Source organism: Synechococcus sp. UW106 (assembly GCF_900474015.1).
Classification (GTDB): domain Bacteria; phylum Cyanobacteriota; class Cyanobacteriia; order PCC-6307; family Cyanobiaceae; genus Parasynechococcus.
The window spans coordinates 1-26,588 of the sequence record NZ_UCNV01000004.1 but is presented as its reverse complement, the minus strand read 5'-3'; the positions used below and the strand labels follow the sequence as shown (position 1 = coordinate 26,588).

At 58.6% G+C, this 26,588-nt stretch carries 21 protein-coding genes; 14 read left to right on the top strand and 7 right to left on the bottom strand.

Annotation, left to right across the window (positions count from 1 at the left end; translation table 11 throughout):
• Positions 1-132: 132 nt before the first annotated feature.
• Positions 133-4,734 carry a glutamate synthase large subunit gene (gene gltB, locus DXY30_RS03030; protein ID WP_115093340.1) on the bottom strand — a complete coding sequence of 1,534 codons (4,602 nt, stop codon included), beginning with the start codon at positions 4,732-4,734 and terminating at the stop codon, positions 133-135.
• 102 nt (positions 4,735-4,836) lie between these two features.
• Between gltB and DXY30_RS03025 the strand changes: the two genes are divergently transcribed.
• The 9 genes from DXY30_RS03025 (at position 4,837) to DXY30_RS02985 (ending at position 13,330) form a co-directional block, all read left to right on the top strand.
• The gene (locus tag DXY30_RS03025; RefSeq protein WP_115093339.1) at positions 4,837-6,534 is read left to right on the top strand and encodes a phosphodiester glycosidase family protein; all 1,698 of its coding nucleotides are present in this window, start codon (positions 4,837-4,839) and stop codon (positions 6,532-6,534) included.
• Between the two features lie 34 nt (positions 6,535-6,568).
• Positions 6,569-6,895, top strand: coding sequence for an AIR synthase (locus tag DXY30_RS03020; protein WP_115093338.1), 327 nt, complete (start codon positions 6,569-6,571; stop codon positions 6,893-6,895).
• 72 nt (positions 6,896-6,967) lie between these two features.
• A complete protein-coding gene (rpsL, locus tag DXY30_RS03015; protein ID WP_006850614.1) occupies positions 6,968-7,342 on the top strand; it encodes a 30S ribosomal protein S12 in 375 nt (124 codons plus the stop codon).
• Positions 7,343-7,383: 41 nt separating this feature from the next.
• Positions 7,384-7,854, top strand: a complete 471-nt coding sequence (gene rpsG, locus DXY30_RS03010; protein WP_115022733.1) for a 30S ribosomal protein S7 — start codon at positions 7,384-7,386, stop codon at positions 7,852-7,854.
• A 90-nt stretch (positions 7,855-7,944) separates the two neighbouring features.
• A complete protein-coding gene (gene fusA, locus DXY30_RS03005; protein ID WP_115093337.1) occupies positions 7,945-10,020 on the top strand; it encodes an elongation factor G in 2,076 nt (691 codons plus the stop codon).
• A gap of 44 nt (positions 10,021-10,064) precedes the next feature.
• Entirely contained in the window at positions 10,065-11,264 is a 1,200-nt protein-coding gene (gene tuf / locus DXY30_RS03000) for an elongation factor Tu (protein WP_115093336.1), read from the top strand.
• Between the two features lie 121 nt (positions 11,265-11,385).
• The gene (rpsJ, locus tag DXY30_RS02995; protein ID WP_011363346.1) at positions 11,386-11,706 is read left to right on the top strand and encodes a 30S ribosomal protein S10; all 321 of its coding nucleotides are present in this window, start codon (positions 11,386-11,388) and stop codon (positions 11,704-11,706) included.
• 56 nt (positions 11,707-11,762) lie between these two features.
• Positions 11,763-12,398 (top strand): LON peptidase substrate-binding domain-containing protein, encoded by a 636-nt coding sequence (locus DXY30_RS02990; protein WP_115093335.1) that lies wholly within the window; start codon positions 11,763-11,765, stop codon positions 12,396-12,398.
• Positions 12,398-13,330, top strand: a complete 933-nt coding sequence (locus DXY30_RS02985) for a methyltransferase domain-containing protein (protein ID WP_115093334.1) — start codon at positions 12,398-12,400, stop codon at positions 13,328-13,330. The genes DXY30_RS02990 and DXY30_RS02985 overlap by 1 nt, the downstream gene beginning before the upstream one ends.
• A gap of 20 nt (positions 13,331-13,350) precedes the next feature.
• Here DXY30_RS02985 and pheA read toward each other — a convergent pair whose 3' ends face one another.
• Positions 13,351-14,193, bottom strand: a complete 843-nt coding sequence (pheA, locus tag DXY30_RS02980; protein WP_115093333.1) for a prephenate dehydratase — start codon at positions 14,191-14,193, stop codon at positions 13,351-13,353.
• Positions 14,194-14,224: 31 nt separating this feature from the next.
• Here pheA and DXY30_RS02975 point away from each other — a divergent pair, with 31 nt between their 5' ends.
• Positions 14,225-14,821: a DUF1997 domain-containing protein gene (locus DXY30_RS02975; RefSeq protein ID WP_115093332.1), complete on the top strand. Its 597-nt coding sequence runs from the start codon at positions 14,225-14,227 to the stop codon at positions 14,819-14,821.
• Here the strand turns inward: DXY30_RS02975 and DXY30_RS02970 are convergent.
• The 3 genes from DXY30_RS02970 to DXY30_RS02960 all read right to left on the bottom strand — a co-directional run bounded on the left by DXY30_RS02970 (position 14,768) and on the right by DXY30_RS02960 (position 20,234).
• Entirely contained in the window at positions 14,768-15,367 is a 600-nt protein-coding gene (locus DXY30_RS02970) for a ribonuclease HII (protein ID WP_115093331.1), read from the bottom strand. The genes DXY30_RS02975 and DXY30_RS02970 overlap by 54 nt on opposite strands.
• 5 nt (positions 15,368-15,372) lie before the next feature.
• Positions 15,373-17,313 carry an Rne/Rng family ribonuclease gene (locus DXY30_RS02965; protein ID WP_115093330.1) on the bottom strand — a complete coding sequence of 647 codons (1,941 nt, stop codon included), beginning with the start codon at positions 17,311-17,313 and terminating at the stop codon, positions 15,373-15,375.
• Between the two features lie 257 nt (positions 17,314-17,570).
• Positions 17,571-20,234 carry a TIGR03960 family B12-binding radical SAM protein gene (locus DXY30_RS02960; RefSeq protein WP_115093329.1) on the bottom strand — a complete coding sequence of 888 codons (2,664 nt, stop codon included), beginning with the start codon at positions 20,232-20,234 and terminating at the stop codon, positions 17,571-17,573.
• 53 nt (positions 20,235-20,287) lie between these two features.
• Here DXY30_RS02960 and DXY30_RS02955 point away from each other — a divergent pair, with 53 nt between their 5' ends.
• Genes DXY30_RS02955 through DXY30_RS02940 form a run of 4 tightly spaced genes read left to right on the top strand, consistent with a single transcriptional unit; the run spans position 20,288 to position 24,195 of the window.
• Entirely contained in the window at positions 20,288-21,514 is a 1,227-nt protein-coding gene (locus DXY30_RS02955; RefSeq protein ID WP_115093328.1) for an LL-diaminopimelate aminotransferase, read from the top strand.
• A gap of 47 nt (positions 21,515-21,561) precedes the next feature.
• Entirely contained in the window at positions 21,562-21,882 is a 321-nt protein-coding gene (clpS, locus tag DXY30_RS02950) for an ATP-dependent Clp protease adapter ClpS (protein WP_115022714.1), read from the top strand.
• Between the two features lie 4 nt (positions 21,883-21,886).
• Positions 21,887-22,771, top strand: coding sequence for a CPBP family intramembrane glutamic endopeptidase (locus tag DXY30_RS02945; RefSeq protein WP_115093327.1), 885 nt, complete (start codon positions 21,887-21,889; stop codon positions 22,769-22,771).
• Positions 22,765-24,195, top strand: a complete 1,431-nt coding sequence (locus DXY30_RS02940; protein ID WP_115093326.1) for a sulfatase — start codon at positions 22,765-22,767, stop codon at positions 24,193-24,195. The genes DXY30_RS02945 and DXY30_RS02940 overlap by 7 nt, the downstream gene beginning before the upstream one ends.
• 6 nt (positions 24,196-24,201) lie before the next feature.
• Here the strand turns inward: DXY30_RS02940 and DXY30_RS02935 are convergent, their stop codons facing one another.
• The gene (locus tag DXY30_RS02935; protein ID WP_170951112.1) at positions 24,202-24,849 is read right to left on the bottom strand and encodes a sulfotransferase family 2 domain-containing protein; all 648 of its coding nucleotides are present in this window, start codon (positions 24,847-24,849) and stop codon (positions 24,202-24,204) included.
• An 18-nt stretch (positions 24,850-24,867) separates the two neighbouring features.
• Positions 24,868-26,457, bottom strand: a complete 1,590-nt coding sequence (locus DXY30_RS02930; RefSeq protein WP_115093324.1) for a photosystem II high light acclimation radical SAM protein — start codon at positions 26,455-26,457, stop codon at positions 24,868-24,870.
• Between the last annotated feature and the right edge of the window lie 131 nt (positions 26,458-26,588).

The following is a 26,588-nucleotide window of genomic DNA, read 5'->3' as shown; positions in this document are numbered from 1 at the left end:
GCTAAGTCTTGCTGCCTGACGGCTCTTCTGGTCAAATTCTCTGTCAATTAAATTGCCGAGCTATCCCGAATAATTTTGACTGAAACCAGGGTATTTAGTTATGACAAACCAAGCCACGGGCTGGCGACGGCGCTAGGCCGCCACAGCCTGCTTGTCGGCCAATCCCATCGCCTCCCGCTCACTTGGGGGGACCAACACCTTGAAGCGACCCTTCGCCGCAGACCAGTCGGCCAACAGAGCAGCAGCCTTCTCGCTTCCCGTGAGCGCCACATGCCGTTCCAGCAGCCCCTTCAGCAGCGACTCCTGCTCATCGGTGGTGATGGTGCAGACGTCAACAATCTCCGGGTTCACCCGAGGCGCGACACGGCCCTCCTCATCCAGCAGGAAGGTCACACCACCGGTCATGCCAGCGCCGACATTGCGACCGGTGCTGCCGAGAACGACGACGACACCACCGGTCATGTACTCACAGCAGTGGTCACCAGCTCCCTCCACAACCGTGCGGGCACCGCTGTTGCGAACACCGAAGCGCTCACCAGCCCTGCCATGGGCAAACAACTCACCGCCAGTGGCCCCGTAGAGACAGGTGTTGCCGAGGATCACCTGGTCACCAGGAGATGCACAACCGTCTGATGGCACCAGGGTGATGCAACCACTGTTCATGCCCTTGCCCACGTAGTCGTTGGCCTCGCCTTCAAGACGAACCTGCATGCCCTGCACCAGGAAGGCCCCGAAGCTCTGGCCTGCGGCACCCCGGAAGGTGAGATCGAGCTGTCCCTTGAAGCCGCGGTTGCCATGGCGCTGGGCGATTTCACCGGCCAGACGGGCACAAACGCTGCGATCGGTGTTGATGATCTCCATGCTGCGGCTGAGGGAACCGTGGTTCTCCAGAGCAGCCATCAGCTCAGCGTCAGCCAGGAGCTGATCCTCAAGGATCGGTCCATTGCCATGGGCCTCGTCGCTGTGGCGCAGCCAGGAGCGATCTACGGCGCCGCTGATCGGAGCCAGCAGGCTGGAGAGATCCACACCCTTGGTCTTGGCCAGATCAACCGAGCGGGCCTGGAGCAGATCGGTGCGACCGATCAGCTCCTCAAGGCGGCTGACGCCGAGCAGGCTCATCAGCTGACGCACTTCCTCAGCGACGTACCAAAAGAAATTGACAACGTGCTCAGGGATGCCGGTGAAACGCTTGCGCAGGTTCTCCTTCTGCGTGGCGACCCCGACAGGGCAATTGTTGGTGTGGCAGACACGAGCCATGACGCAGCCCTCAGCAATCATGGCGATCGACCCGAACCCGTACTCTTCCGCGCCGAGCAGGGCAGCGATCATGACGTCCCAGCCGGTTTTCAGACCTCCATCAGCACGCAGCAGGACCCGATCGCGCAGACCGTTTTCCACCAGAGAGCGATGCACCTCGGTCAGGCCCAGTTCCCATGGACTGCCTGCGTGCTTAATCGAACTCAGGGGAGATGCGCCCGTGCCCCCGTCGTGACCAGAGATCTGGATCACATCCGCGTTGGCCTTGGCCACGCCCGCAGCGATGGTGCCAATGCCAATCTCGGCCACCAGCTTCACGCTCACGGGAGCAGCAGGATGCACCTGGTGCAGGTCATGAATCAACTGCGCCAGGTCCTCAATGGAATAGATGTCGTGGTGTGGCGGCGGCGAAATCAAGGCCACTCCTGGCTTGCTGTTGCGCAGCCAGGCGATGTACTTGTCGACCTTCGGCCCAGGCAGTTGCCCCCCTTCACCAGGCTTGGCCCCCTGGGCCACCTTGATCTCGAGTTGTTTGCCACTGCGCAGGTATTCAGCCGTCACACCGAAACGCCCTGAAGCAACCTGCTTGATCGCCGAGCAAGCGGTGTCGCCATTGCGAAGCCCGCCGATGCTGGGGAATGCGGCGGAGCGTCCATCCCCATCCACATCCTTGAGGATCTGGAAGCGTGCGGGGTCTTCACCACCTTCACCGCTGTTGCTCTTGCCACCAATGCGATTCATCGCCACGGCCAGCACTTCATGGGCTTCCCGGGACAGCGCACCAAGGCTCATCCCCCCCGTACAGAAGCGGGTGCAGATGCTCTCCACACTCTCCACCTGGTCGAGTGGCACCGGGGTGGGCGCCAGCTTGAACTCCAACAGGTCCCGCAGGGCCATCACCGGGCGGTTCTCCAAGAGCGCCTGGTAGGTGGAGAAGTGGTCATAAGCAGGACCCTGGGCCACTGCCTTGTGCAGCGCCTTGGAAAGCTCAGGGTTATTGCGGTGGTATTCAGCACCACTGCGGTACTGAACAAAGCCCATGAACTCGAGCTTGCTGCGGTTGAGCTCGGGGAAGGCCTTGGCATGCATCGAGAGCGTTTCATTCGCCAACTCGGAGAGCGTCATGCCTGCAACACGGCTCGTTGTCCCGGTGAAGGCGGTCTCCACCACATCCGCACCTAGTCCAATCGCTTCAAAGATCTGGGCGCCGTGATAGCTGGCCAGCAACGAGATTCCAATTTTGGAGAGGATCTTCCGGAGACCGTTCTCCAGCGATTCGCGCACGTTGGCCTGAGCCTGATCGGCATCCAGGGCTGGCAACTTGCCCTGTTCGATCCGCTTCTTGGTTTTGGGGTGGTCCAGCCAGTGTCGGGTGGTCTCCCAGGTGAGCCAAGGGCAGACGGCACTAGCGCCATAGCCGATCAAGCACGCCATGTGATGGGTGCTCCAGCACTGCGCGGTATCCACGACCAGAGAGCACTGCAGCCGGAGCTTCTGACGAAGTAAGTGGTGATGAACGGCGCCGACAGCCAGCAAAGCCGGCATTGCCACCGTCATGGGCGACAGCTGCGCCGCCGCCCCCGTGCTGTCAACACGATCGGAGAGCACCAGCACCTGAGCACCGTCCCGCACCGCCTGTTCCGCAATGCTGCACAGCGCCTCAATGGCTTGTTGCAGACCTCCAGCGCAGGACTCCACCGCCACCTGGGTGGACACGGTCTTGACGGGCAAGCCCTGGCGACTGATCGCCGCCAGTTCTGCCTCATTCAGAACGGGAGTCTCCAGATGGATCACGGAAGCCGCTTCCGGCTGAGGCTTCAGAGCGGGACGGCGTTCACCCAGATGCATCTCCAGACTCATCACGAGCTTTTCCCTCAGAGGATCGATCGGAGGGTTGGTGACTTGGGCGAAGCGCTGCTTGAAGTAGTCGTAAAGCAGGTGGGGCTTGTCAGAAAGCACCGCCAGAGGGATGTCATCCCCCATGCAATAGGTCGGCTCCTTCCCGAGGGCGGCCATGTCTTCGATGATCAGATCAAAGTCTTCAGCGGTGAAGCCCATCGCGGTCTGCAGCCGCAGCAGATCGAGTTCACCCACCTTCCGGTCCTGGGTCCATGGCTGCGGTGCCACGCTGCGGCGATGCTGCTGCAGCCAATCGGCATAGGGGAAGCGCCGTGCCGCATCTTCCTTGACCGACCAGTTGTCGAGCAACTCCCCGCGTTCAAGATCAACGGCCACCATTTGGCCAGGGCCAAGGCGTCCTTTCTGAACAATCGTCTTGCCACTGAGATCCACCACGCCGGTCTCGGATCCCATGATCACGAAGCCGTCTTCGGTGGTGCACCAACGCGCCGGGCGCAACCCATTGCGGTCGAGCGTGGCACCCACCCGCTTGCCGTCAGCAAAGACCAGCAGGGCTGGGCCATCCCATGGCTCCTGAATTCCCGCATTGAATTCATACATCGCCGTCACATCGGGACGGCTGTCGAGGTCGGGCTGATTGCGGAAGGCTTCGGGGACCAGCGTGATCAGGCTGTCGGTGATCGACCGCCCACTGCGCACCATCAGCTCCAGGGTTGCGTCAAGGTTGGCGGAATCACTGAACGCAGGATTTACCACTGGGATCAGGTCGTCTGCCGCCTCTCCCCAAACGTTCTCGAGGCTGGCTTCTGACGCCTTGGCCCAGTTGAGATTTCCCAGCAGCGTATTGATCTCACCGTTATGACCTAAAAGCCGCATCGGCTGCGCCAGAGGCCAACGGGGCAAGGTGTTCGTGCTGAAGCGACGGTGATAGACCGCAAAACTCACCTCAAAACGCGGATCCTGCAGATCTGCGTAGTACTGGGCCAGAACCTCGGATCGGACCATGCCCTTGTAGACAACCGTCCGGCTGCTTAGGGAAGCGACATAAACGTCCTGGGCCACCTCGGCGCCAAGGGCAGCCCGCACACGGGCGCCAATCCGCCGCCGCAAGCGAAGAAGCTGCCCATCAAACCCTGCATCGTCCGCATCGCCGTTGAGCACCCACTGCTCAATAACGGGAGCCGTGGCGCGGGCCAGGGGGCCGAGCACCGCAGAGTCCACAGGAACAAGTCGCCAACCAAGCGGTTGCAAGCCGAGCGCCTTGGCCTCGTCATCACAGAGGCCTCGGACCTCGGCACGACGGGTGGCATCGGTCGGCATGAACATCATCCCGAGGCCCCGCGCTGCACCCGCCTCAGGCCAGACAGCTTTTAGGTACGTCCAGGGGATTTGACACAACACCCCTGCGCCATCGCCGGAGTCGCCATCTCCCCCACAACCGCCTCGGTGCTCCATGCATCCCAAACCACGCAGGGCCTGCTCCAACACCCAATGGCTGGCCTGCCCTTGGAGCTGGGCCAAAAAGCCAACGCCACAAGCATCCTTCTCACCCGCAACAACCTCGGGCGCAGGGCTGTCGCAGTAAGGCCAGACAGCGGAACGGATGGATTCAATCATAGGGAACTCAACCGGACGGTCGCATGGGCCTGCAGCTTCGAGCTCTGCAGAAACCATCTCGAGGGACGATCCTAGGCAGGCGCCTCTCCGCCAAGGCATTTCATGCTGGCCTTTGCCCCACTTTCCGCGCCACCGCCCGCGCCACCTCCAGAGCTGCGCTTTGTGCCGAAGCAAAGTGGTGATGAAGTCCTTATCGGCCTAGAGCGCAGCAAAGCGGTTTGGCTTTGGAGGGGCAGAAAGACAGCAACAGAGGAACTCTGGCTGCCCTTGGAGCTCCTGGAATCCAGGCTGGGTTTCAGGCGCGTGGCTCGCATCGACGGAGAGGCACTGGAATGGTTCGGTCGAACCGTCCCCCTAGCTTCGATCGAGACCCGTTCGCTCGGGGATGAAGTCGGTCTCGAAGTGAGCGACTGGCTAACCGAGATCGGTGTTACCACCCAAGTGAATGGAAGCAGCCTGACGCTTCGGCTGCCCACCCCAACCGTGAACAACCTCCGCCGCGGCAAGGGTTCAACAGCAGATCGTTTGGTGCTTGATCTGAACGGACCCGCCTTGGTGCAGCAGCTGAACGGTGACCTGTTGCTGGAGCTCAAGGTCTCGCCGTCACAGAAACGTCAGCTCAAAGCGTGGGGGCTCGCTCCTCAGCAGCGTCGCGACGGCGGCCTTGTGCTGCAGGGACAAGCCACAAAGCTACGGAGCTTGAGCCTGTCGTCTCCCTGGCGATTGGTGCTGGACGGTGTGCGGGTCGGCGGCCGCCGCCAACCCCCAAGCGCACGCCTGCCCTTAAACAATCCAACTGTTGCCGCGTTGCTTAGGCGGGGCTTTGTGCTGGAGAAACGCACGATCAAGGTGGGGGTGAAACCCATCCAGGTGTTTCGTGCTGGCGGTGACCTGAGCGGCCTCGGGATCACCCTGCAGCCCCTGGCCAAGACCGAACAACAACAGGGCCTGCGGTTTCTTCCGCAGCTCTCCCAACCCGCAGGGGCGCTGGTCGCAGTGAACGGAGGGTTTTTCAACCGGATCAATCAACTCCCCCTGGGAGCCCTGCGGCGCCAGGGGGTCTGGCTATCGGGACCGATTTTGAACCGCGGCGTCATCGCTTGGGGATCGTCAGGAGATCTGCAGTTCGGCCGACTTCGCCTGGACCAGACGTTGCAGGTGAACAACGGTCGGCGCTGGGGGATCAAAGCGATCAACAGCGGCTACGTCCAAAAAGGACTGAGCCTTTACACACCGGCCTGGGGCCCCCGCTACCGAGCCTTGAGCGGTGAAGAGGAAGCACTCTTGATTCGCGGTGGCCGCGTCGAGGCAACGTTCGAGCAAACCAACCTGCAGCGCGGGATTTCCATCCCACAGGACGCTGAGTTGGTGGTGGCTCGCGGGCGCACCCCACTACCGGCGCGACCTGGCGACCGGATCCTGGTGAGATCACGGGCGAGCTCATCCCTCGCCCAACAGCCGAATGTGCTGGGCGGCGGTCCACTCCTGATGCAGAACGGGCGGGTGGTTCTGAATGGACGCCAAGAAGGCTTTAGTCCCGGCTTCATGAGCTTGGCGGCACCGCGGACCGTGGTGGCCCAAGGGCAGAGCGGTCAATGGCTAATGACCCTGCGTGGTGCCTCTGGCAGTGATCCCACGCTTGTGGAAACAGCACTGGCAGCCCAACAACTGGGCCTACGTGATGCGTTGAATATGGATGGCGGCAGTTCGACAACTCTCGTGGTGGCAGGTCAAACCGTGATGAACGGTCGTGGCAGCACCCCGAGAGTTCATAACGGACTGGGGCTCATCCCCCTCTGAGACCTGCGACAGTGGGGAACCCAAGAAACTGAGCATGGCTGCCAATTTGCGGCTGACCGCTGCCGCTGCTGCCGAGCTAGGGCGTCAGGCTGCCGTGGCGGGAACACCCGGGCAGATGCATCTCGAGGTCACTCCAGGGGAATGCGCACAGCATGTGCTGCGCATACGAGCAGGACATTTGGCCGGTATTGCCATTGCAAGGGCCGATGGAGTCACGCTGCACGCCCCTGCAGAGCAGTGCAAATTGCTCGAGGGTCTTTGTCTGGACTACCGCGGCGACCTCAGTGGTGGCGGATTTCTGATCCGCAGCAGCGACGGTGTTGAACCCTGTGCCTGTGGCAGTGCCTTCAGCCGCGTCTGAAAGGGGACCGTCACCCGGTATCGTGGTCGATTGTCGAATCAGGTCGGGAGTCCGACCGCTCACCGACCATCGATGCCAACCATCCAACAGCTGATCCGCACTGAGCGCTCACGCCTCAAGGCCAAGACAAAGTCCCCGGCCCTGAAATCGTGTCCGGAACGACGCGGTGTTTGCACCCGCGTTTACACCTCAACGCCGAAAAAGCCCAATTCGGCTTTGCGCAAGGTGGCTCGTGTGCGCCTTACTTCCGGCTTTGAAGTCACGGCTTATATCGGTGGCGTCGGTCACAACCTGCAGGAGCACTCGGTCGTTTTGATCCGTGGTGGTCGTGTCAAGGACCTCCCTGGCGTCCGCTATCACATCATTCGCGGAACCCTGGATACAGCTGGCGTGAAAGACCGGCGTCAGTCCCGCTCCAAGTACGGCGCCAAGGCTCCCAAGGAGTGATCACCGGTTTCTTCCTCATTCCCACAACGTTCTGATCCCTAATGTCCCGCCGCAACGCCGCTGAAAAGCGCCCGATTCTTCCCGATCCGCAGTTCAACAGCCGCCTCGCCACGATGATGGTGGTGCGCCTGATGCAGCACGGCAAGAAGTCCACAGCGCAACGGATCCTGTCCGACGCGTTCGGGCTGATCAATGAGCGCACCGGCGGAGATCCGCTCGAGCTGTTCGAAACTGCCGTCAAGAACGCCACTCCATTGGTGGAAGTGCGCGCTCGCCGGGTTGGTGGCGCCACCTATCAGGTGCCTATGGAAGTGCGACAGGAGCGCGGAACGGCCATGGCGCTGCGCTGGCTCGTGAGCTTTTCCCGTGCCCGCAATGGTCGGAGCATGGCCCAGAAGTTGGCTGGTGAATTGATGGATGCTGCCAATGAGGCTGGCAGCGCCGTTCGCAAGCGCGAAGAGACCCACAAAATGGCCGAAGCCAACAAAGCCTTCGCCCACTACCGCTACTGAGCCTTTCAGGCCAGCCCGTCAACACAGATGTTCATGGCTGACCTGTAGAGTCACCCCGCCTTTTCACGCCCCACCCCCGGAGAATTTCCTGTGGCCCGCGACTTCCCCCTGGAACGCGTCAGAAATATTGGTATCGCTGCTCACATCGATGCCGGAAAAACCACCACTACCGAACGGATCCTGTTCTATTCAGGTGTGGTGCACAAAATCGGCGAGGTGCATGACGGCGCTGCAGTCACCGACTGGATGGCCCAGGAGCGGGAACGTGGCATCACGATCACGGCAGCTGCCATTTCGACGTCTTGGCAGGACCATCGGATCAACATCATTGATACGCCTGGCCACGTGGACTTCACCATCGAGGTGGAGCGTTCCATGCGTGTGCTGGATGGTGTGATCGCCGTCTTCTGCGCCGTTGGTGGTGTTCAGCCCCAATCCGAGACCGTTTGGCGTCAGGCGGATCGCTACTCCGTCCCCCGGATGGTGTTCGTCAACAAAATGGACCGCACCGGCGCGGACTTCCTCAAGGTTCACGGCCAGATCAAGGATCGCCTCAAGGCCAATGCTGTCCCGATCCAGCTTCCGATCGGGGCTGAAGGTGAACTGAGCGGGATCATCGATCTCGTTGCCAACAAGGCGTACATCTATAAGAACGATCTCGGCACCGATATCGAAGAGGCTGAGGTGCCGGCTGCTATGGCCGACGAGGTGGCCGAATGGCGAAACACCTTGATGGAAGCCGTCGCCGAAACCGACGAGTCTCTGATCGAGAAGTTCCTCGAAAGCGGCGAACTCAGCGTTGATGAGCTCAAGCAAGGCATTCGCGAAGGCGTGCTGAAGCACGGTCTTGTGCCAATGCTCTGCGGCTCTGCCTTCAAGAACAAAGGCGTGCAGCTGGTGCTCGACGCCGTGATCGACTACCTGCCAGCTCCTGTCGATGTCCCCCCCATCCAGGGTGTGCTTCCCGACGGCAGCGCAGCCGTGCGTCCTTCCGACGACAGCGCTCCTTTCAGTGCCCTCGCCTTCAAGGTGATGGCCGATCCTTACGGCAAACTCACCTTCGTCCGGATGTACTCCGGCGTGCTGGAGAAAGGCAGTTATGTGCTCAACTCCACCAAGGGAGAGAAGGAGCGCATCTCTCGTCTTGTGGTGCTGAAGGCGGATGACCGCGAAGAAGTCGATGCTCTGCGAGCCGGAGACCTCGGCGCGGTTCTTGGTCTGAAGAACACCACCACCGGTGACACACTTTGCACTCAGGATGATCCCATCGTTCTTGAGACCCTTTTCATCCCCGAACCGGTGATCTCAGTGGCCGTGGAGCCCAAGACCAAGGGAGACATGGAAAAACTCTCCAAGGCACTTGTGTCTTTGGCAGAGGAAGACCCCACGTTCCGCGTCAATACTGACGCGGAAACCGGTCAAACCGTGATCGCCGGCATGGGCGAGCTCCACCTGGAAATCCTGGTGGACCGCATGCTGCGCGAATTCAAGGTGGAAGCCAACATCGGCGCACCTCAAGTGTCCTATCGCGAAACCATCCGTGGTTCCGCAGGTGGCGAAGGCAAGTTCTCTCGTCAGACCGGTGGTAAGGGTCAATACGGCCACGTCGTGATCGAAATGGAACCGGGTGAGCCCGGCTCCGGCTTCGAATTCGTCAACAAGATCGTGGGCGGTGTCGTTCCGAAGGAATACATCAAGCCCGCCGAGCAGGGCATGAAAGAGACCTGCGAATCCGGCGTGATCGCCGGATATCCGCTGATCGATGTGAAATGCACGATGGTGCATGGCTCGTATCACGACGTCGACTCTTCGGAGATGGCGTTCAAGATCGCCGGATCCATGGCCTTCAAGGACGGCGTCAAGAAGTGCAATCCTGTGCTGCTTGAACCGATGATGAAGGTCGAGGTCGAAGTCCCCGAGGATTTCCTCGGTTCGATCATCGGCGACCTGTCCTCCCGTCGAGGTCAGGTTGAAGGCCAGTCCGTCGATGACGGCACGTCCAAAATCTCGGCCAAGGTGCCCCTTGCCGAGATGTTCGGTTACGCCACCGAGCTCCGCTCCATGACCCAGGGCCGGGGCATTTTCTCGATGGAATTCGACAATTACGCCGAAGTTCCTCGCAATGTGGCCGAGGCCATCATCTCCAAGAATCAGGGCAATTCCTGATCTCTAAACTCCTCCAAACCCAACCCTCGATTCTTTAAACACCCATGGCACGCGAGAAGTTCGAAAGGAACAAGCCCCACGTCAACATCGGCACCATCGGCCACGTTGACCACGGCAAGACCACCCTCACCGCCGCGATCACCAACGTGCTCGCCAAGAAGGGTCAGGCTGAAGTTCAGAACTATGCCGACATCGACGGCGCCCCCGAAGAGCGTGAGCGCGGCATCACCATCAACACCGCTCACGTTGAGTACGAGACCGAGACTCGTCACTACGCTCACGTGGACTGCCCTGGCCACGCGGATTATGTGAAGAACATGATCACCGGTGCCGCTCAGATGGACGGCGCCATCCTTGTGTGTGCTGCCACCGACGGCCCCATGGCCCAGACCAAGGAGCACATCCTTCTGGCCAAGCAGGTTGGCGTTCCCGCTCTGGTTGTTGCACTGAACAAGTGCGACATGGTCGATGACGAAGAGATCATCGAACTGGTGGAAATGGAGATCCGTGAACTGCTCTCCAGCTACGACTTCCCCGGCGATGACATCCCTGTCGTTCAGGTGTCTGGCCTGAAGGCCATCGAAGGCGAGGCTGCCTGGGAAGCCAAGATCGAGGAACTGATGGCGGCTGTTGACGCCAGCATTCCTGAGCCTGAGCGGGAAGTGGACAAGCCCTTCCTGATGGCTGTGGAAGACGTCTTCTCCATCACCGGTCGTGGCACCGTGGCCACCGGCCGTATTGAGCGCGGCATCGTCAAAGTCGGCGAAGAAATCGAAATCGTCGGTATTCGCGAGCCTCGGAAGACAACCGTCACCGGTGTGGAAATGTTCCGCAAGCTGCTCGACGAGGGCATGGCTGGCGACAACGTTGGTCTGCTGCTGCGCGGCATCCAGAAGGAAGACATCGAACGCGGCATGGTGCTGGTGAAGCCTGGCTCCATCACCCCTCACACCAAATTCGAAGGTCAGGTGTATGTGCTGAAGAAAGAAGAAGGCGGCCGCCACACTCCTTTCTTCGCTGGCTACCGCCCGCAGTTCTACATCCGTACAACTGACGTGACCGGCCAGATCACAGCGTTCACCGCTGAAGACGGCAGCAATGTCGAAATGGTGATGCCTGGTGACAACATCCAGATGACCGGTGAGCTGATCTGTCCTGTTGCGATGGAAACCGGCATGCGTTTCGCTATCCGCGAAGGCGGCCGCACCATCGGTGCTGGCGTGGTCTCCAAGATCATCGAGTGATCAGCGCGAGCTGAACCGCAAAGCAGGAGATGGAGGGGCTCTGCCCCCCATCTCCTACATTTCTAAGAACCTCGACAACTGAAGTCCTGCTTCGTCTTCGAAGCCCTTTCGCCTCTCTCCTATGTCCACTGCCATCGCTCAGCAGAAGATCCGCATCCGCTTGAAAGCGTTTGACCGCCGCATGCTGGATCTGTCTTGCGAGAAAATCATTGAAACGGCCGATAACACCGCTGCAACCGCAATCGGTCCGATCCCACTGCCCACCAAACGCAAGATCTACTGCGTTCTGCGCTCCCCCCACGTGGACAAGGACTCCCGCGAGCACTTCGAGACCCGCACGCACCGTCGGATCATCGACATCTACAGCCCTTCAGCCAAAACCATCGATGCGCTGATGAAGCTTGATCTCCCCAGTGGTGTGGACATCGAAGTGAAGCTCTGATCCAGTCGATCAGGACTTCACTTTCCTAGGATTCAGTTGCCTACAACACGGCGTTCGTGTCCGATTTTTCCGTGAGGGAGCTTCCCCTGTTCCCCCTGCCGGACGTCGTGTTGTTCCCTCAGCAGCTCCTGCCGCTGCACATTTTTGAATCGCGTTATCGGATGCTTCTCCAGACGGTTCTGGAGACCGACAAACGATTCGGCATCGTTCGCATCAATCCTGAGAACGGCGAGATGGCCGAAATCGGGTGCTGCGCAGAGGTTCTCCAGCACCAAACCACTGAAGACGGTCGCAGCTACATCGTTTCGCTGGGCCAACAGCGGTTCCGCCTGTTGAACATCACCCGTGAAACGCCCTACCGAACAGCCATGGTGAGCTGGTTGGAAGATGAGCCCGTGGCCGATGTCGAGGCACTCAACAGCTTGCGAGACAAGGTCAGCAAAGCCTTGAACGACGTCGTTCAGCTGACAAGCAAGCTGCAGAACCGAGAGGTGGAACTCCCTGATGATCTCCCTGATCTACCGCGGGAGCTGTCGTTCTGGATCAGTGCCCATCTCGACCAGGCCGCATCGGAGCAACAAAGTCTTCTGGAACTGACCGACACCCAAGAGCGTTTGAGTCAGCAGTTTGAAATGTTGGACCACACCCGACGCCAGTTGGCGGCCCGCACCGTACTGATGGATCTGAAGTGATGTTGGGATCTCTGCTTGTGGTGGCGGGAGCGGCTGGAGCAACCGGGCTTGCCCTATGGCTTCGTCGCGACCGGCGCTACGAATCGTCGGATAGTGTTGCCACCGCCTACGACGCCTGGACGGAAGACCGTTTGTTGGAGCAACTCTGGGGGGAACATGTCCATCTCGGCCATTACGGAACCCCACCGACCTCCTGCGACTTCCGCGAAGCCAAGGAGGCTTTCGTTCATGAGCTCGTGCGTTGGAGTGGTCTGGATCAACTCCCTACAGGCAGCCGTGTCCTTGATGTGGGATGCGGCATCGGTGGCAGTGCCCGAATCCTGGCGCGGGATTACGGGTTGGACGTTCTCGGCATCAGCATCAGCCCGGCGCAGGTGAAGCGGGCCACGCAACTCACCCCATCAGGCCTGACCTGCCGCTTCCAGGTGATGGATGCCTTGGATCTTCAGCTGCCCGATCAGAGCTTTGACGCGGTCTGGAGTGTGGAGGCTGGCCCGCACATGCCGGACAAACAGCGCTACGCCGATGAACTGCTACGGGTGATGCGCCCGGATGGTCTGCTTGCTGTTGCCGACTGGAACCGCCGCGACCCATCCGACGGCGGCATGACGCGACCCGAACGCTGGGTGATGCGTCAGTTGCTCAACCAGTGGGCCCATCCCGAATTCGCCAGCATCAAGGGGTTCCGCCAAAACCTCGACGACAGCGCCCACCATCGTGGTCAGATCGTCACCGATGACTGGACCCAGGCCACGCTGCCCTCATGGATTGACTCCATCGTCGAGGGCATCCGACGTCCCTGGTCTGTGCTCAGCCTGGGACCCAAAGCAGTGCTTCAAGGCCTGAGAGAAACTCCGACGTTGTTGCTAATGCACTGGGCCTTCGCCACCGGCCTGATGCAATTTGGCGTTTTTCGGATCCGTCGAGACTGATCGTCAACAGCCACTGATTTTCAACAGCCACTGAGGTCACTGCTGGGGTAGGCGCCGAAATGGGCGAGATGCTCACAGAGAGGCTGCAATTGAGCGATGAGTTCAGCCAGCGCAGTTGAAGGCGCTGCAGGAAGGTCCACATCCACAAAAAACACGTATTCCCCCAACTCCCGTTTGGACGGACGAGATTCAATTCGGCTCATGTTCAACCCCCGCTGAGCCAAACAAGCCAGCGCCTCCAGCAGGGCCCCAGGTGCATTGCGATGCAGCGAGAACGCAAGACTGGCCACATTTCCATGTTCACTGCGTTCACCACGGCGCAACAAGAGAAAACGGGTGCGATTTCCCGCCACATCATTCACGGGGAAAGCCAACTCATCCAACCCGTGTTCGCTTGCAGCCGTCTTGGAGGCAATCGCAGCACGAAACGGACTGCCGGCCACCATGCGAGCAGCCTCAGCGGTAGACGAGGTAGGGAGCTGCAGGGCATCAGGTAAATGCTGCGCCAACCAGCCACTGCACTGAGCAAGGGCCTGCGGATGAGAGAGCACTTCCGTGACTCTGCTGAGTGGACCACTCCCCAGCAGCGCATGCTGAATCGGGAGCACCAACGCCCTTCGAATACAAAGCTCAGGATGCGACCAGAGCGCATCGAGGGTCGCTGTCACTCCCCCTTCAACCGAGTTCTCAATCGGAACAACGGCTGCATCACACTGCCCCTGAGCCAGCTGTTCCACAACCGATCGAAGACCGGTGCACGGCATCAACTGGACATCATTTAGGGCGTCCTGGTCGATCAACACCCGGGCGGCCTGCTCGCCATAGGTCCCGGCTGGACCAAGGAATGCGAGACGTGTAGGCATCGAAGCCGCACTGCATGGACTCGATAAGATCATGCCGCGTCAGGTGAAGTCCATGCCCCTGGCCTTCGAAGCCAGTCAAAAGCTTGATCTGCCTGTCAAAACCGGAGCAGAGCGGCTGCCCACCTATTTGCTTGAGGAGGAACGGGTTCTCGGAGCCCTACTAGATGCACGCCAGCTCACCCCCTTACAGCCGGGTCTTTACCGCTACGTCGTAACCAGCCTGAAGGTCTTTCAGCTCCATGTGAAGCCCGTGGTGTCGCTTCAGATCCATATGGAAGGGGACACTCTGGTGATGCGCGCCCTGGATTGCGAACTGGAAGGCCTAGGGATCGTTGATGACTTTGCGCTGAATCTGGAAGCACGACTCGCCTGCACCCCCGAGGGGCTTGAGGGGAACGCCCATCTGTCAGTCAGCGTGAGTCAACCCTCCCTGCTGAAGCTGATTCCAAAACGAGTGTTGGAGTCAACAGGGGAATCCATCCTGAGCGGCATCCTCATTGGCATCAAAACCCGTGTCGGCCAGCAGCTCATTGACGACTATCGGAGCTGGTGCCGGGAGACAGAAGAGCAAGTCTCAACCGAGCAACCGCTTCAGGAACGTGTGCCGATGCAGGGGCGTGGGACCTGAGGCCATCAGGCTCTGACGATGCTGTGCCGTGCCGTAGCCCGCATGGCGCTCGAGTCCATAACCAGGGAAGCGATCGGACAAACGCCGAATGAGTGCATCCCGGGCCTCCTTGGCCAGAACGCTGGCGGCAGCGATGGCAGGTGAGCGGCTGTCGCCGGAAACAACAGTGCACTGCGGGCCCAGCCAAAGCCTCAGGGGAAGGTTGCCATCCACAAGCACCAAGCCAGGGGATTGCGGCAGTCGCTGAAGAGCACGCAACATGGCGCGTTCGGTGGCGACGCGAATACCACTGGCATCAATTTCTCGCGCTGAAGCCTGGCCCATGCCGGAGGCAACACAGAGCGAATGAATCAAGGGAACCAAAGCAGCCCGACGTTTGGCGGAGAGTTTCTTGCTGTCGGTCAGTCCCGCCTTCAACAGGCGTTCTGCGGCTGCGCCATCCAGCACGACAGCAGCCGCAAAAACAGGTCCGAACAAGCAACCACGACCGACTTCATCCACTCCAGCCACATCCCTCCCGATGGGGAGGAACTCCTGCGGAGTCATCCGGTTCAGACCGTGGCGACAGCAGAGGAGCGGCGACGACGACGGCGGGGCTCCTCTGACTCAGCCGTTTCCGGCACCGGAGCAGGCTCCGACTCAACCGGTTCCGTAACGATCGTTGGCTCTGGTTCGCTGATCGTCAGATTGGTAACGGCCTCCAAGGGGGTGATCTCCACCATCAGGGGTGCAGTCTCATCCGGGGTGGAAGACGTCACGACAACTGGAGTTTCCGCGGCAGGGGTCACGGCGGGCTGACTGACGCCATTACGTGCGCCTGAACGGCCACCACGCCCACCGCGACGACGCCGCCGTCCTGCCGTTGCCGCCAGTTGCTGCCGAGCAGCCTCCAGCACCTCCTGCTCATCCTCGCCAGGGCTGACAACCCTCACAACAACATTGTCGGATTCAGGAGGCTCTTCCAGCAAAAGGGCAGGATTCAAACCAAGCCAGCCAAACAACTGCTGCTGTTCGTCGGTCATGGGGACGGCAACCAATTCAGGGTCCTGACGACGGGCTATCGCAGGCTCATGCGCCTCTTGCGTCGACACCTCAGGAGCGGTCGTATCGGAGGTATCGACTGGAAGGACAGCATCCTGCGTGCCGCGCCCTCGGCCACCACGCCGCCTCCGGCCATTCCCCCCATTCTCTCCGGGAGAAACCACTTCAGCGCGGGCAGAAGCAGCGGAACGAACCAATCCCGTGGCGGTCGCCAGGGGCTGGAGAAGATCTTTGCCTGGGAGCACAGCCACGTGGCCCAGGCCCCCACAGCTGGGGCAGGCCCGTCCGAAGAGTTCGTAAATGTTCTGCCCTTGACGCTTGCGTGTCAGCTCCACCAGGCCAAGTTCACTGAGCTGTGCGATCTGCGGTCGAGCTGAATCGTCACGAACGGCTGTCGTGAAATGCTCCAGCAACTGGAGCTGATCACGACGGGAATCCATATCGATGAAATCGATGATGATCACCCCGCCGATGTTGCGAAGCTTGAGCTGACGAGCGATCTCAATCGCAGCCTCACAGTTGGTCCACAGAACGGTTTCTCGAGCATTAGCCGAGCGCGTGAACGATCCAGAGTTCACGTCAATCACCGTGAGCGCTTCGGTGGGCTCGATGATCACGTATCCACCGGAAGGCAGGTCAACCCGAGGCTTGAGCGCATCGCGGATGGCGGCATTGACCTTGTAGTGCTCCAGCAACTCGCTGGGTTCACCGTGGGCTTCTACAAGAACATTGCTGGCATCAGCACCAAGGAAGCTGCTGACACGGCCCACTGCTGCGGCATCGTCCACCACAACCCGGGCCAAATCCGGCCCCATGTGATCCCGCAGAATCCGGTGGATGAAATCTTCATCGCGATTGAGAAGAACAGGGGGGGCTGCTGTCTCAGCTGCTTGCTGAATTGCCTCCCACTGGCGCAACAACGACTCCAGATCTTCAATTAGGAGATCTTCACTGATGCCGTCGGCTTCCGTTCGAATCAGCAGGCCAGCCCCGGGCGGCTTGATCAGAACACCGAGGGCACGGAGTCTGTTCCGCTCTGCATCGGAACTGATGCGTCGGGAAATGTTCACCCCCTGACCATGGGGCTGGAGCACCAGGTAGCGCCCAGGAAGGGCAAGGTTTCCAGTCAGCCGTGGGCCCTTGGTACCGGTCGGTTCTTTCATCACCTGAACCAGAACCTTTTGACGAGGCTCGAGAAGTTCAGTGATCCCGGCAGAACCTTTCTTCAGACGCAGCGGCCCGAGATCGGTGACGTGGATGAAACCATTTTTCTCACTTTCACCGATATTGACGAAAGCGGCATCAATGCCGGGCAAAACATTTTCAACCGTTCCGAGATAGACATCTCCGATCTGATAACGACCCTGCGCGACGATCAATTCGTCAACACGTTCATCGGTCAGCACTGCTGCGATGCGCAGCTGCTCCGCGATGACAATTTGCTGGGGCATAGGAGGACTGGTTGAGCCCAATTCAGGGCCATATCCGTTGTGGAACCTGCCGGTCCGCACTCACGGGTTGATGGAAAGATCTGAGCTGGTCAATGTGACCAAAAGGATGCGGAGCTTGCACTCCTATGAATCAAGCTTGGGGGTTCCGAAATAGACCGCCACGCAAGCCGTGATATGGACCTCGATATCCGTGTGGGATCAGACAAGACCGGAACAAGGGTGGGCCCGACGGACAAAACACTTGCTCTGTATTCAAACTAGCACTGAGCACTAAGGATCAGAGCTTCACGGGTCAAGCGTTGTACTTGCAAGGGCTGCCCGACTGTCTCGGCAAGCCAGTGCTGAATCTGAGCAGGGCGCAAGCTTCGGCCCATGTCATCCACCGCTGCTTCCAACCGAAGGCGAGCGGCCCCACTGGAGTTCTGATTCGTCACTTGAAGCGCTTTCAAAGCTGGGCGGCAATCTCGCTCTCTGGGGCGCCCCTTCTTATCAGTGTCGTGCCATACCAAGGTCTTGGCCTGCAGAAGTTGATCGACAGCCGCAATCCAGTCCACAGGGATCTGCGTCTGCTCGTCCTGAACGAGATCAAAACACCAAACGGCGCCCGTCAGTTCTTGAGAGAGGCTTTTCCCACTAACGGGAACCTCTGCTGCCGCTAACAGCTGAATCCCATCCGGCAACAAGGGCTGGAGCGTGCTGCAGAAGTGATTTGGGTCCTGCACCTCGGTGAATTCCAGATCCATCCACTCGCTCTGGGCCTCGGCGCCGAGGGGAAGGGCCAGAGCGATTTGAACGCGAGGCAGGGGATGAAACCCTCCAGTGAAGCTGATCGGGAGAGCACTGCGGCGCAGGGCTCTCTCCAGCATTCGCATCAGATCGAGATGACTAAGCAGCGCCATCGATCCCGTCTTGGCGAATCGCACCCGGATGCGACACACCCGTTCGCTTGAAGGGGCCTGAGTGGGCACTTGGATCGGCACCTCGGGAGCAGGGACAACCACGTTGTGCCCCAAATCCGGGCCACACACACCACAGCTGCTGCATCCGTCAAAGGAGCAGTCCGGCACAACCGCCGCGGCAAGAGCCCGTTGCAGATCATCTGTCAGCCAGGCCTTATCGATGCCTGTATCGATGTGGTCCCAGGGGAGCGGCTGGGCACAGAAGGCTTCTAGGTCCTCCCGATCCAGCGCGGCCACGGCACTCCAGCCCCCGACCTCCATTTCCCGATAACGCCCTTCCAAACCAGCGTCCGAAATAGCTCCGGTCCAGGCGGCATAGGCACGATCCAGCGACTCAAACCACGCATCCATTCCGGCACCGGCCCTCCAGGCCGCCTCGATCACCGGTGCCAGGCGCCGATCACTGCGACCAACAAAATCCTCCATGGCGGACAGCCGCACATCGGTGAAGTTCACCTTCACACCGCGCAAACGCCTGAAGGCCTCCCTGAGCAGGGTCTGCCGCCGCTCAAACTCAGCTGTTGAGACGCTGTGCCACTGAAAAGGCGTGTGGGGCTTGGGCGTGAAATTGCTGATCGTGATATTGAGGTTCAGCCGACCCAGGTCACGACAGCGCTGCTGCAGCATCACGCAGGTCTCTGCAATTCCGAGGACATCGGGATCTGTCTCCCCCGGAAGGCCGATCATGAAATACAGCTTCACCTTGCGGTAGCCGTTCTGCATGGCGGTGCGGATGCCATGCAGCAGGTCGTCATCGGTCAGGCCCTTATTGACGATGTCGCGGAGTCGCTGCGTACCGGCCTCAGGAGCAAAGGTCAGGCCCGCTTTCCGCGTACCGCCCAAAATGTGCGCGATGTCTTCATCGAAGCGATCCACCCGCTGACTGGGCAGCTGAAGCGTGACGTTCTGATCCGCGAGGCGGTTCCGCAACTCAACCCCTACCGCCGGCAGCGCTAGGTAGTCGCTGCAACTAAGTGACAACAACGAGAAATCGCTGTAGCCGGTTTGTTTCATCCCGGTTTCAACAGCTTCGATCACCGCCTCTGGTTCAACATCCCGGGCTGGACGCGTCAGCATCCCGGGCTGACAAAAGCGACATCCCCTGGTGCAACCGCGTCGAATCTCCACCGTGAGACGGTCATGCACCGTTTCCACATGGGGGACAAGGCCCATGGCGTAGTGGGGCATCGGCGTCGCAACACGCCTGAGAACCCTCTCCGGAACATCAGGATGGAGCGGCTGAAGGGTGACTCCGTCCGCGCCCAGCTCGTAGAGAGAAGGCACATAAACGCCAGGGACCTGGGCCAGATCGCGGAGCAGTTGCGATCGGGTCAATCCATCGGCTTTGGCCTGAGCCACCACTAGCCCGATCTCAGGCAGCAGTTCCTCCCCGTCCCCCAGTGCAACAAAATCGAAGAAAGGGGCGTAGGGCTCTGGATTGCTGGTGGCTGTCGGACCGCCCGCGAAGATCAGCGGAGGAGCTGCAGGATCACTCAGCGGCAAGTCGCCGCGATCGGCGGCTCGAATCGGCACCTGGGCAAGGTCCAGCATCTCGAGGATGTTGGTGGCGCCGAGTTCGTAACTCAGGCTGAAGCCCAGAATGTCGAAGGAGAGCAAGGGCCGACGGCTTTCCACCGCAAACAGCGCCTGACTCCGCTCCCGCAAGCGGCCGGCCAGATCGGCGGCCGGGAGATAAGCGCGATCGCACAATTGCCCAGGCACGGCATTGAGGATCGAATAGAGGATGATGTGGCCGAGATTGCTGGAGCCGACCTCGTAAATCTCGGGGTAAGTGAGCGCCCAGCGCACCGATGCGGCTTGCCAATCCCTTGGTTCGACCCCTAACTCATGCCCCATGTAGCGGGCGGGTTTGTTGATGCCGCTGTCCACCAGGGCATGGAAATCAACCGGGTGATCCGGGGTTGAGACGACCACGTCGGATGTCCTTACTCCTGAAGTCATCGTATGGAGCTGCCGACACGGCAAGATGCCCCGCAGACATAGCTTCCGGTTCCGTGGTTCAGGTCAACGGCAATTACCTCAAGCTCAAGGCGGGCTACCTGTTCCCTGAGATCGGTCGGCGCGTGAAGGCGTTCAGCACCGACCACCCCGATGCAGCACTGATTCGCCTGGGCATCGGTGATGTCACGGAGCCCTTGCCACTCGCCTGCCGTGAGGCGATGAAGACAGCTATCGATGCGATGGGCACAGCCGAAGGATTTCACGGCTACGGCCCAGAACAGGGCTACGGCTGGCTGCGGGAGGCCATCGCCAAGAACGACTTCCAATCCCGAGGCTGCGACATCAGTGCCGATGAGATTTTTGTCTCCGACGGCTCCAAATGCGACAGCAGCAACATCCTCGACATCCTCGGCGAGGGCAACAAGGTGGCTGTCACCGACCCCGTCTACCCGGTGTATGTCGACAGCAACGTCATGGCCGGCCGCACCGGTGAAGCCGGTGAGATCGGTCGCTATGCGGGCCTGAGCTACCTCCCGATCAGTGCGGACAACGGCTTTGCAGCGCAGATTCCCAGTGAACCTGTCGATCTGATTTATCTCTGCTTCCCCAACAACCCCACTGGTGCAGTCGCCACCCGGGAGCAACTCCATGCCTGGGTGGACTACGCCCGTTCCAATGGCGCCCTAATCCTGTTCGATGCGGCCTATGAGGCCTTCATCCAGGACCCAGCCCTCCCCCACTCCATTTTTGAGATCGACGGCGCCCGAGACTGCGCCATCGAATTTCGCTCCTTCTCCAAAAACGCTGGCTTCACTGGCACACGCTGTGCTTTCACCGTGGTGCCGAAAGGGCTGAAAGGCAAGGCAGCCAGCGGTGAGGACGTTGAACTCTGGGGGCTATGGAACCGGCGCCAGAGCACCAAATTCAACGGGGTGAGCTACATCATTCAGCGCGGAGCTGAAGCTGTTTACTCCGAAGCCGGTCAAGCCGAGGTGAAGGCCCTCGTGAGCTTCTACATGGAGAACGCCGCGATCATTCGCCGCGAACTCAGTGAGGCAGGCCTCACTGTTTATGGCGGCGAACACGCTCCCTATGTCTGGATCAAGACCCCTGAAGGCATGGACTCCTGGGGATTCTTCGACCATCTCCTCAACAAAGCCAATGTGGTCGGCACGCCCGGGAGCGGTTTCGGCGCCGCCGGAGAGGGTTATTTCCGCCTGTCCGCTTTCAACAGTCGCGCCAATGTGGACGAAGCCATGGCCCGCATCAAGGCTCTATGAGCCGCCCCTCCTTCGCATCCCCCTTAGATTTCAAAAATCTCGGATCAATGGTCATGGCCGTGGATGCTCCCAGCCAAAACCCAGGAGGTGCGGCTGTTCTGGACAAAGCTCCGGAACGGGTTCGCAAACGCTCACCTCGCTACAAGGTGCTTCTGCATAACGACCCGGTGAACTCCATGGAATATGTGGTTTCCACCCTTCAACAGGTTGTGCCCCAACTCAGCGAGCAGGACTGCATGGCCGTGATGCTGGAAGCCCACAACACAGGTGTTGGCTTGGTGATCGTGTGTGACATCGAGCCAGCTGAGTTCTATTGCGAAACACTGAAGGGCAAAGGGCTGACAAGCTCCATCGAGCCCGAGAGTTAGTGAGATGAAGCAACTGCTGGACAGGTTTCTCCTGCTTCAGCCGGTCTGGCTGCCCACGCTTCTGTTCATTCCGCTGCTCTATGCGTTGGGGTGGATTACAGCTGTCCCTCTCACACTGCTTGGGCTGCCAGCACATCAGGTCTCGCTCACAGGAACCGTTCTGAGTTTTGTGCTGTTTCTGCTGGTGATGCCCCGATGGGCTGCCCTGCGATGGTCTGAACATCAGCCTTGGCGACGGCTAGGGCTGGTGGGTCGCAATCCAAGGAATCGCATTCCTCACGTGACTTCACTGTGCATTGGCCTGTTGATGTCTCTCGCCCTCATTGGCTTGATTGTGAGTTTGCTTGTCTTCATTGGGCACAGTTCGTGGCAGGGGAATCTCGAGATCAAGGCATTGCTCAACTGCCTCCTCCTGGCCCTCGGCGTTGGTTTTGCTGAGGAACTGATCTTTCGCGCCTGGCTCTGGGAGGAACTCACGAGGATGCTCGGCCCCAGGGGAGGCATGCTCGGCCAGGCAGCCCTATTCAGCCTGGTTCACACACGCTTCAACCTCGGCTTTGGGCCCATGCTGGGTTTGTTAACGGGGCTCTTCCTCTTGGGGCTGAGCCTGGCCCTGCTCCGGATCCGTGATCAAGGCTCTCTATGGGGATGCATCGGACTTCATGGAGGTCTTGTGGGGGGGTGGTTCCTGGCTCATCAAAACCTTTTGATGATTGATCCCAATGCACCGATGTGGCTGGTGGGACCAGGGAGCCCGAACGCCAATCCTTTGGGAGGAATGGTCGCGATCCTGAGCCTGACAGCCATTGTCACCCTCCTGATTCAAACCACAAAACCAACGGGCCTTCGAGAGTCGACAAATTCAGCCTACGACGAACAACAATGCTGAAGCAAAAACTGCAACTGATTCATCAAAGGTTGACCAATCAAAGGCCTCAGAACGTTGTAATTATTTTTGCTGATCAGTGGCGAGGAACAGCAGATATTGATCAGTGCCACACACCCACGCTTGATCGATTTAAGAATCAGGGAATCAACTTTCCAAACGCGATCTCTGGCTGTTCACAATGCTCCCCTTATCGAGCTTCATTACTGAGCGGTCTTTATCCACTCCAGCATGGCGTCCTTGTGAATGACGCTTGCCTGAAACCCAAACACAATTCAATCGCCTCGGCCTTCAAGCAAAATGGCTATCAAACGGCATACATTGGCAAATGGCACGTTCATGGGTCACCAACCGGAGGATTTGACCAAAGAAACGCACCAATTCCCAGACAAAATCGCGCAGGATTTGACCATTGGCAAGGAAATGAATGCAACCACAACTACAACCAATCCCCATTCTTCTTGAATGACGATACCAAACAAAAATTCTGGAAGGGCTATGACGCCATAGCACAAAGCCGTTGCGCCGCAAAACTGATCAAAAAATTCGCACAGAATGCGCAACCCTTTTTCCTCACCATCTCATGGGGACCACCCCATGATCCGTATCATTCAGCTCCCCAGGAATATCAAGACTTATACGAAAAATCAAACATCAATATCCCTAAAAATGTTCCGAGCGAGCATCACAAAAAAGCGAGAGATCAATTACATGGATACTACTCCCATATCTCTGCCCTCGACGACTGCTTAAAAATCATCCTGCGTAGCCTCAAAAAAAGCAATCTTGAAGACAAAACCATTGTGGTCTTTACATCAGATCATGGCGACATGATTTTCAGCCATGGCTTAACCAGAAAGCTATTCCCATTTGAAGAATCTGTGCGTGTCCCGCTCATCATCAGAGACCCAGCCAGCAAACATCGTGCCGGGCAGCAATGCAATGCACCTATTGACGCGCCTGACCTGATGCCAACACTTCTTGGATTAGCGAACCTCAAACAGGAGGATCACTTACAAGGCCAAGACTGGAGCATGATCATCCGAGGGCAAAAACCTGGCAACAGCTCAGATGCGGGACTTCTTAGTGCACCAGTGCAAGCAGGTCCACTTCAACTTTACGGAGTACAGGCCTATCGCGGGGTGCGAACAAGCTGCCATACCTATGTTCGGAACGAAAGCGGCGCCTGGCTTTTATTTAACAACATCAATGACCCCTTCCAGATGAACAATCTAATACAGAACAAAGCCGCTAAAGGGATCAAAGAAGAGCTAGAACAAATACTCCGATCAAAACTCAAAAACTTAAACGATGATTTCGAGGAAAGCGATCAAATCATTGAGAAGTATCAACTCCAACAGCATATTTCCAAGACTGGACTGGGAGCCCCAATAGCTTGGTCGTACCCCTGGAAGGCAAAAATCTAAGACTAATTACCAAGGAGCATCAACAAACTTATAACCCAAAAAACATATATCTTCCGAGAAGATATCAGCAACCATATCAACCGCTTCGCGGTCTGAATAATAGTGACGGAACGATCGCCTTTTAGAGCGATTGACATGGCCCGGCAAATGATCCAGATTCAACCCAAGAACAGCAAAAATCTGTGCGCAGTCCTCATTGAAATCTTCCAGTCGCCCAATTCGATCAACGAGAACTGATCCATCGTGGTCAAGCAGAAACTGTACTTGAGGCATCCACTGCACATGCTCCTTTAGACGAATCAATTCAAGGTAAGACTTAAATTCAGTCCCTGAAGTCATCCCCAGATAATCCATCAAATCTGGCCTTTGCTGCATGTATGCAAATTGAGAAACAATACGATCCCAGGGGTTCCTGACGAAAGCAAATTTGTAGTAGGCGCCGAAAACATCAAGACCAACCTCATCGCGAACCTGCCAAGCCAAAAGATGCTGAAGGCCGCCAGTCTGATATTTATTTTCAAACCGGCTCACAAACCCCATCCAAAGATCCTTCTCAGTACGACCGCGCTCTTTCGGCCAAATCACATCCTCAATCGACGTCCCACCACACTTAGGAATGTGAATAAAAATACATTTTTTATCGTGAGAAATCACAACAATGATGTCCTGGAATCAACGAACAGCTGTTGCCATCGCCGCATGTCCTGCAACAGGAGCACGCAACGCTTCCTGAAGTGGAGCCACTCCGTAATCCCTTTCGAGAATCGACATCACTGTGCGACCGAAATCGGCAGGATTGCGATCAAAGGCCTCGAGACACACCCGACCGAAGGTGCTTCCCATCGGCTCTGGGTTCCAGAGAAGCTTGCGCGCCGTCCAGGGCATCATGCTCATTGGGTTGTACCCCGGCTTGATTAAGCCCTGATCGAACCCGTACTGCTCGAGATGTGTATGCGGTTGCAAACCGATGAAGAAGATCGCAGGCTCAACGAGATCAGCACCAAAAATTGCCTCAAGCTCCCGGTGATAAGCCACGGTCTGTCGAATGGTCTCCGGCCGCTCATCGATCACGTTGAAGGAGTAGTTGACCGAAACGTGATCGCGAAAGCCAGCATCCGCGAGCATGCGGCAACTTTCCAACACCGTCCGCAGGTTGTATCCCATACGCATCTTTCGCACGAGTTCCTGGGAGCCTGACGTTATTCCGATCTCGAAATAGCTCATGCCCGTCTCCACCATGAGCTGAGCAAGCTCTGGATCGAGATTGTCGGCTCTGATGTAGGCCGCCCAGCGAATTCCCGTAAGACCTTCGTCTTTGATCGCGCGTAAGAGCTCCTTGGCGTCTTCGATATAGCGCCGAGCGGGAATGAACTGAGCATCAGTGAACCAGAAACCACGCACCCCGCGGTCGTAGAGCTGGCGCATCTCTTTCACCACCTCTTCAACAGGATTGAGGCGCACCTGCTTGCCTTCCACCACTGTGTACACGCAGTAGCAGCAGTTATGAGGGCAGCCGCGCTTGGTCTGAACACCGACGTAGAAGTCACCGCCTTCGAGATACCAGTCGAGCTGGGGCCAAACCGAGGCGATGTAGTCGTAATTACAGGCTGTCTTGGGACGACTCTCCGGTTGCTCATGGATCAATCCTGACCGGGGCGGTTCACCAACAACGAAGCAGCGCTCTTGCTCGAGAGACTGACCCTGTATCAACTTTTCTAGAAGCGGCTCACCTTCACCGACGGACACAATCGTGCCCTTGGGAAGCGACTTTCCGAGCTGTTCATAGAACACACTCACCGCTCCACCTCCAAGAACGGCCCGCGCGCTTGGCTGGTGACGGCGTGCACGCTTCAAGCCCTGACGCACCAAACGCTGGTTTCTGCTCAGCTCGCCGTAATGACTGCGCATCAACTGAAGCCCGCCCAAGGCGCCATGGAGTCGCTTCAGTGGGTTGCGGGCATAAAAGACTTCAAACGAATTCTGGAGAGGATTGCCCCCTCGCCCGTCGACCGGGGCATAAATCTGGATGTCTCTCCAGGAGAACACCAGAAGCGTGGGCTGAAATTGGTCAACGGTCGCGTCAAGCACGCGATGCACGTCGAGCACTGGTAAAGCCGCAAGATCCAGGATGCGCTGAGGCATCTCTGGAAAGCACTTGTGCAGATGGTCGGCGAGATAGATCGGACCGATCGGAAAGATCGGATTGCAGGGCAGCCGCACCAGTAACACCCGTTCTTGCTGTGGTGCCAAGTCAGCTGCCATGGAGGTTTCGGGACGCTAACAAGCGCGACACCCAAAGGCGCCGAGGCTCTCTTCACAAGAGCTTCATAAAGCTTGCGACACACAGCGCAAACTTCCGTTACACTCGCAACCAGGCAGGGCTTTCCTGCCCT

What these genes read in the sequence shown, in the direction of transcription:
- DXY30_RS02940 (WP_115093326.1), top strand. Translation starts at nt 22,765, where the DNA reads ATGCTGAAGCAAAAACTGCAACTGATTCATCAAAGGTTGACCAATCAA.
- rpsJ (WP_011363346.1), top strand. Translation starts at nt 11,386, where the DNA reads ATGTCCACTGCCATCGCTCAGCAGAAGATCCGCATCCGCTTGAAAGCG.
- DXY30_RS02985 (WP_115093334.1), top strand. Translation starts at nt 12,398, where the DNA reads ATGTTGGGATCTCTGCTTGTGGTGGCGGGAGCGGCTGGAGCAACCGGG.
- clpS (WP_115022714.1), top strand. Translation starts at nt 21,562, where the DNA reads ATGGTCATGGCCGTGGATGCTCCCAGCCAAAACCCAGGAGGTGCGGCT.
- tuf (WP_115093336.1), top strand. Translation starts at nt 10,065, where the DNA reads ATGGCACGCGAGAAGTTCGAAAGGAACAAGCCCCACGTCAACATCGGC.
- DXY30_RS02970 (WP_115093331.1), bottom strand. Translation starts at nt 15,367, where the DNA reads ATGACTCCGCAGGAGTTCCTCCCCATCGGGAGGGATGTGGCTGGAGTG.
- DXY30_RS02930 (WP_115093324.1), bottom strand. Translation starts at nt 26,457, where the DNA reads ATGGCAGCTGACTTGGCACCACAGCAAGAACGGGTGTTACTGGTGCGG.
- DXY30_RS02975 (WP_115093332.1), top strand. Translation starts at nt 14,225, where the DNA reads ATGCCGCGTCAGGTGAAGTCCATGCCCCTGGCCTTCGAAGCCAGTCAA.
- pheA (WP_115093333.1), bottom strand. Translation starts at nt 14,193, where the DNA reads ATGCCTACACGTCTCGCATTCCTTGGTCCAGCCGGGACCTATGGCGAG.
- gltB (WP_115093340.1), bottom strand. Translation starts at nt 4,734, where the DNA reads ATGATTGAATCCATCCGTTCCGCTGTCTGGCCTTACTGCGACAGCCCT.
- DXY30_RS03025 (WP_115093339.1), top strand. Translation starts at nt 4,837, where the DNA reads ATGCTGGCCTTTGCCCCACTTTCCGCGCCACCGCCCGCGCCACCTCCA.
- DXY30_RS02945 (WP_115093327.1), top strand. Translation starts at nt 21,887, where the DNA reads ATGAAGCAACTGCTGGACAGGTTTCTCCTGCTTCAGCCGGTCTGGCTG.
- DXY30_RS02960 (WP_115093329.1), bottom strand. Translation starts at nt 20,234, where the DNA reads ATGACTTCAGGAGTAAGGACATCCGACGTGGTCGTCTCAACCCCGGAT.
- DXY30_RS03020 (WP_115093338.1), top strand. Translation starts at nt 6,569, where the DNA reads ATGGCTGCCAATTTGCGGCTGACCGCTGCCGCTGCTGCCGAGCTAGGG.
- DXY30_RS02965 (WP_115093330.1), bottom strand. Translation starts at nt 17,313, where the DNA reads ATGCCCCAGCAAATTGTCATCGCGGAGCAGCTGCGCATCGCAGCAGTG.
- rpsL (WP_006850614.1), top strand. Translation starts at nt 6,968, where the DNA reads ATGCCAACCATCCAACAGCTGATCCGCACTGAGCGCTCACGCCTCAAG.
- rpsG (WP_115022733.1), top strand. Translation starts at nt 7,384, where the DNA reads ATGTCCCGCCGCAACGCCGCTGAAAAGCGCCCGATTCTTCCCGATCCG.